Annotated in this window: 3 protein-coding genes and 1 rRNA gene; 3 read left to right on the top strand and 1 reads right to left on the bottom strand. The window is 48.4% G+C overall.

All coding sequences use genetic code 11. From position 1 onward, the window contains the following. Window positions 1-14 precede the first annotated feature (14 nt). The 3 genes from FJZ26_03275 to FJZ26_03265 all read left to right on the top strand — a co-directional run bounded on the left by FJZ26_03275 (window position 15) and on the right by FJZ26_03265 (window position 5400). Window positions 15-1790 carry a hypothetical protein gene (locus FJZ26_03275; GenBank protein ID MBM3229429.1) on the top strand — a complete coding sequence of 592 codons (1776 nt, stop codon included), beginning with the start codon at window positions 15-17 and terminating at the stop codon, window positions 1788-1790. A gap of 127 nt (window positions 1791-1917) precedes the next feature. Continuing rightward, the gene (locus FJZ26_03270; GenBank protein MBM3229428.1) at window positions 1918-3474 is read left to right on the top strand and encodes a hypothetical protein; all 1557 of its coding nucleotides are present in this window, start codon (window positions 1918-1920) and stop codon (window positions 3472-3474) included. Between the two features lie 423 nt (window positions 3475-3897). After that, window positions 3898-5400 (top strand): 16S ribosomal RNA (locus FJZ26_03265). A gap of 705 nt (window positions 5401-6105) precedes the next feature. Here the strand turns inward: FJZ26_03265 and FJZ26_03260 are convergent. Then, window positions 6106-6336 carry a hypothetical protein gene (locus FJZ26_03260; GenBank protein MBM3229427.1) on the bottom strand — a complete coding sequence of 77 codons (231 nt, stop codon included), beginning with the start codon at window positions 6334-6336 and terminating at the stop codon, window positions 6106-6108. Window positions 6337-6365: the final 29 nt, after the last annotated feature.

Raw genomic sequence — 6365 nt, 5'->3', positions numbered from 1 at the left:
CGGAAAAAGGCGACATGGCAAGGATATTTGCCTATGTGAACAAGGACGGGATTTGGTACAAGGCGCTTTTAAGAAAAGACAAGCTGAACAGCTCAATGCCAGACCTTGACCAATATTTGCGTGCCTCAACAAACCTTGTCAACAGGCCAGATGGCCAGGTGGGATTTATCGAGGCAATACCCGAAGAAGTCCGAACCCAGCTTTACCAGGCAGCTTCGGCAGAAGGGAAAGGTGGCTATTTCAAGGCTACACTGACTCACGGCTCTGCAGTGGAGTCTGATGACAACCTGGCTTTTGACCCGCAGGCAAAAATCCTCATGCCAGATGGCTATTCTCTCGCACTTAACTTAAAGTCTGTTCCTTTGCTTGAAAAAACGCACCTTGCGACTTTGCAGGATGTGAGGAAAAAGGACCAGTTTTATGGCATGCAGCAAAACTTCAAGGATGTCCAAATTGTCGGCAAGTATTTTGATTTGTCAAAAAAAGAGGCGCTTGAAAACCAGCTTTATGGCTCTCCTGCATCAAAGGACCTGGTCCTTGGCGCCTCTGGCAAAAACTGGGGGACATCAGTTGGGCGAAACGTTCTTGGCAATTACATGTCAAGCTGGTTTGGCGCATGGACGGATGAAAATCAGGAAGTTGTGAATGGCTCCACCGTGACTAATCTTAGGCGTGCGGCTGCCATTGACGGATACCAGACACTCTATGAGTTCTCGCAACGGCTGCAAAAGGAGGCTGGCACGCGGGGAACCTACATAAGCAGGGAAAAGTCCGAATTTTTGAACTTTGCCCTTGCCTCGCTTCTCTGGCGCGACGCAGTAGACGACGAATCCCTCAGGCTCATCCAGCTCAATGCAATTGCTGCAACAACCCCTCCGCTTCTTGCCGGGCAGCTGCAACTATCTAACTTTGAGCAAATACAGGACAACCTTCCAATGCAAAGGCTTTCAACCGCCCGTTACGATGCCGAAAGCGGGCTGACATATCTTGGCGGCGCAAGGGCCTCACTGCCGGGAATACCTGGAAACGACTCCTGGCTTGCAGACGCAACACACTCATTTACAGTAAAAGGCGCCAATGTCACCTTGGGCGGCCTTGCCTCATCGGCTGATGTCAACAACCAGTTTGGCAGGACAAGCGAATATGAAGGTCTTCCTGTAAAAGGCAGGATAAAGCAGATAGGCGGTGGAGCAACAGTATCAACCGATGATTTCCTTGCAACTTTAAGGGGCACGGTTTTTGCCGAAGATGCAAACGGTGCAGGCTGGCTTGTGGGTGGCGAATATGTAACTGAAAGCCAGTACAAGTTTTTGCTTCTGACGTCAGGAGAGGCCACGCGCACAAAACTTCTTGAAATCTCAAAAAATCCAGACGTGCCGGCTGAATTTGAAAGGCACGAAATTGCAGAATTGAAATACAATATCGCGCTCTACTCAAAGCTTAAAAATGACGGCGAGGTTTTTGTAAAATTTGAAAGCAAGAACATGAATAGCGAGAACCTTGGTGTCACACTTGTTGACAGGTCGCACCTTACGTTTGAGGCAGGCGGCGCATATCTTGCAGTCACAGATAAAGGCGTTGTCACAGTTCGCCTTGGTCTCAAAAACGAGATACAGAACGACGAGGGCATATTGCTTCAAAACAAGCGCGTTGTGACAAGCTCTGGCAGCGTTTTTGTTGACTGGGACACGTTTTCGGCAGGGTTTGAGGCAGGCAAGCAGTTCAAGGACGAGTCTGACACGAAAAAGGATTCCTGGTTTGTCAAGATGAGTCTGGCTTACAGATGGTAAAATCTAGCATTCGCACTGCGCAACGCAACCCACTCCCAATCCGCGCATGTCTATTCCTTGTTCTTATTGTCCTAGGCGCCAGCTTGGGCAAACCTATTTAAATTTGTGTTGGTGCAAGTTGTCTGACGTGGGGATTTTTGTGCCTACAATGGCGGCCAACAGCAGTTTGCAAAGGCTTTATTCATTTTATGCCAGAAACCAGGCCATAATCGCCAAGAGAAAATCACTTTTTGAAAGGCTTGAGGCAAACAACCTTGAATTTAAGGCAGGCAAATCGGCTTTTATTGAAAAGATAAAACTTCCGCTGGCAAGGCAGGAGGCCAAATCCCTTGCAAAGGAGGCTGAAAAGACCCTCTCGTTAAAAACGCTGGCAATGCCTGATACCTGGCGCACCGAACTGTCGGTTGCGTCAAAAGCCGTGCTTGCAAGCATTGGCGGCGGGCTTGCCGAATTAAGCCAGCATGTCGGGAATTTGGAAATGCTTCTTAGGGGTTCAAATAACAGTCTTCCAACTCCGGTCCAAACAGCCGAATCTCCTTTCAGGGACCTTTTTTCGGCACTCGGCCTGCTTTTCACTCTTCCCTATGCGGCTGCCGTCATTGCAATTAACTATCCGGGAAGCTTTGTCAAGGACCTGCTTAAATTTTTCAAAGGCACTGCCGCCTACTTGGGTGGCGGCATCAGGATTATTATAAAGAATGGCCCCAGCCTCGGGGATTATTATGCAAACATTTGCGACTCAATGGCGCTTGCAAGAACCAAAGCAATGTCCCGCCTGACGGGGCTTTTGCGGGATGCGGATTTTGAAAACTTTTACGCCTTCCTTGATGGCCACAGTGAAAGCGGGCTTTTGGTTGGAAAATTATTGATTAAACAGGATGTTTTTAATCGCGAAGTCATGCTCAGAATTCTTTCCGAAATGCTTTCCGGCAACCGCGACTATAAGTCAAGCGCAAAGCTTGTCGCAGCCTACTACTTAATCTCTGGAAAATTCAATAAGGGCAGAAGCTTCGACCCAATCCCGGATTTGGCTGTTTTTATGGCACCTTTGGGTTTCCTGCTTGTCAATTCGAACTCTACCGTAGTCCGGGAGTCCGTCGCATCAAAGCTTCACAATGCGCAGATGGGCGGCGCAGCCCTCGGGCCAATAATGCTGCAGATTGCAATGGCTGCAGGCGATGACAACAGGAACACTGCATATTTTGCCGCCAACACACTTGAAAAGGAGGCGGCAAAGGAAGGGCTTGGGCGGGAGGTGGAGCTTTTGGCTGAAATCCACCTTGGTTTTTTGCGCCTTGGGAAACAAAACGGCGATAATAATGAAATAAAAAAATACCTCACCGGGGCCCTTGTCTACTCGAGCCTGCGCTCAAACCGGCCTGAAAAGACGGCAGCCCTGCTTTCAGATTCCGACGAAGATGTCAGGAACAGCGCACTTGCGGCACTTGGACGGGCACTTTTGTTTGTTGGCGATTCTGTGAAACTGGCTGCGGCAGTGCAACTTTGCAAACTTGCAGAAAACAAGGTAAACCTGTCTTCTGTCGAGGCAGCGCTGATTGTGGCTGTGGATGGCAAGCACCCCGAAATCGCACCCATTGCAAAACTGGCGCTTTTCAATCACTACCTCAATCGGAATATGCTTTGGAACGCGGCAAGACTCTATTATAATGAAACCTACTCTTAGCAAGGCCGTAGGCAAAGGCGCGGTCAATGCAGACAACCAACACCTCCTGCCGCTCATCGTAATGTTTATAAACACCTTGTGGTATATAGTAGGCACCGATTTTTGACTGTCAATGCCTGCAGCCCGCTTGGATTGCATGCACACTGAGAGTAGAACCGTAAAATCCCAGGTTTTGGATTCCAATCCTTAATCTTGGTGTTGCCGCAGGGAGCGGCGATGAGGAACTTGACTCTTAATGTCCTTGTCGCCTGTAGTGATTCGCGGCTTGAAACGTGAGTTTTTTCACGCTTGACTTAGGCTTTGAGGAGCAAATTACTAGCATGTAAGCAAATAATAGCGAATTGAACCAAAGGAAGATGCTTTGAATCCGCTAATACATTAAGTTAGACATTCGGACCGACTCGAAATTATATTCGAGAAAAAGTGTAACTCCAGTTGATCCTGCTGGAGGGTACCGCTATCAGAGTACGACTAAGCCATGCAAGTCTGCCTAGCCACTTGGCTAGACGGCGTACGGCTCAGTAACATGTAGTCAATCTGCCCTAGGGAAGTTGATACCCCCGGGAAACTGGGGAAAAACAGCTATAGCCCATCTGTGCTGGAATGCTTGATGGGTCAAATGGCGTGCGAATTGGAGTACGTCCGCCCTAGGATGAGACTGCACCTGATTAGGTAGTTGGTGGGGTAATGGCCCACCAAGCCGATAATCAGTAGGGGCAATGGGAGTTGGAGCCCCGAGAAGGGCACTGAGACAAGGGCCCTAGTCCTACGGGATGCAGCAGGCGCGAAACCTTTACAATGCGCGAAAGCGTGATAGGGGAACTCTGAGTGGCGCACAGACAATGTCTGTCGTCTTTTGCCAAGTCCAAATAGCTTGGAGAATAAGTGCTGGGTAAGACCAGTGCCAGCCGCCGCGGTAATACTGGCAGCACGAGTGGTATCCACGAATATTGGGTCTAAAGAGTCCGTAGCCGGTCCATTAAGTCCTCTGTGAAATCTTGGAGCTCAACTTCAAGGCGTGCAGAGGATACTGGTGAGACTTGAGAGTGGGGGAGGTCAAGAGTACTTGTGGGGTAGGAGTAAAATCCTGTAATCCTACAAGGACTCCCAGTGGCGAAGGCGCTTGACCAAAACACGTCTGACGGTGAGGGACGAAGGCTAGGAGAACGAATCGGATTAGATACCCGAGTAGCCCTAGCAGTAAATTATGCAGACTGTGGTGTTACTGTGACCTCGAGTCACAGTAGTGCTGTAGCGTAGGTGTTAAGTCTGCCACCTGGGGAGTACGGCCGCAAGGTTGAAACTTAAAGGAATTGGCGGGGGAGCACCACAAGGGGTGGAAGCTGCGGTTCAATTGGATACAACGCCGGGAATATTACCGGGGGCGACGGCAGAATGAAGGCCAGACTGAAGATCTTGCCCGACAAGCCGAGAGGTGCTGCATGGCCATCGTCAGCTCGTGGTGCGAACTGTCCGGTTAAGTCCGGTAACGAGCGAGACCCTTATGCACTGTTGCAACTTTCGCATTCGTGCGAGAGGCACTCTGTGTAGACTGCCCTTGTTAAAAGGGAGGAAGGAGAGGGCGACGGTAGGTCAGTATGGCCTGAATCTCCCGGGCTACACGTGGCTTACAATGGCTTAGACAATGGGCTGCAACTCCGAAAGGGGAAGCTAATCTCACAAACTAAGCCTAGATATGGATTGAGGGCTGAAACTCGCCCTCATGAAACTGGAATCCCTAGTAATCGCTTGTCAACATCGAGCGGTGAATACGTCCCCGCTCCTTGCACACACCGCCCGTCAAGTCACCCAAACAGAGTTTTGGTGAGACTCCGCTTTTTGGTGGATTCGAACCAGAGCTTTGCGAGGGGGGCTAAGTCGTAACAAGGTATCCGTAGGGGAACCTGCGGATAGATCACCTCCTAAAATTTAGTTTTTTGAACGAAGCTTTTCAACAAAGCAATTCGGGAAACAGGCTAGAAAGTAGGGAACCAAAAAAGTGTCAAAATGCCATCGTGTCGCAACTTTGGCAGACAATAAGGACGAATGTGCAAGGCTGTCGGAATTTTGTTCAATTCGTTTTTGCTTTCATGCAGTTTGAAACTCCTCAAAGCCTAAATCATAATTTTTTTGGTCTAGCTTAAGCCCCAAGCCCTGGGAAAAATCACAATTTAAAAAAGAAAACTAGCGGACGCTCTATACTATAAAAATGAAATTATTTTTTTGTTTCAAGAAATTTTTTGAACTTCCTACCTTATTTTTCCAGTTATCAGCCTAGTTTTTCCGCACTGCTTGCATTCAACCTTGACGACTTTTGTGATTCTAAGTTCATGCGACTGGCAAAAGTTGCAATAAGCATGGGAAAGCTCATCTTCAAGAGCAACTATTTTTGGTTTATTTTTTTCACTATCCATATCCTCATCCCAATTTTCTTCTTGTCGACAGTATCCACTCTATCAAAGCCCAAGCCTTTTTTCATACTGCTTGTGGTCGCCAACAAAGAACAATTTTTTTGTCTTGCGTTTTTCGTTGAGCTGATAAATAAGCTTGTATTGGCCAATTTCGCAGACGTAGAAATCAAGTCCTTGTTTTAGGCGCCTGCCTGGAGAACTCGCAGCCGCTCCAATATGTTTAGCCGCGATATTGTTTGTCAGCCATAATGGTTGCGTTTCCGCTTTTGTTGCCGGCACGTTTGGTATCGTCATCCGGACCAGCACCTATGCTGGCGCCATAAACCAAAAGTGCGTTGTAAACCGGATAGACTACCTTGACCATCTCTACAAGATTTTCCTTAAGTCGCTCGTATGCGGTGACTAGTGCCATTGCAACTTCACGGTCGCTTATGTTGGAGTCGGTTCGCATAATCTCAAATATTGATGAAAGAGATGAAT

The sequence above is a fragment of the Candidatus Parvarchaeota archaeon genome, assembly GCA_016866895.1.
Taxonomy (GTDB): domain Archaea; phylum Micrarchaeota; class Micrarchaeia; order Anstonellales; family VGKX01; genus VGKX01.
This window is presented reverse-complemented; position numbering and strand designations above follow the sequence as displayed.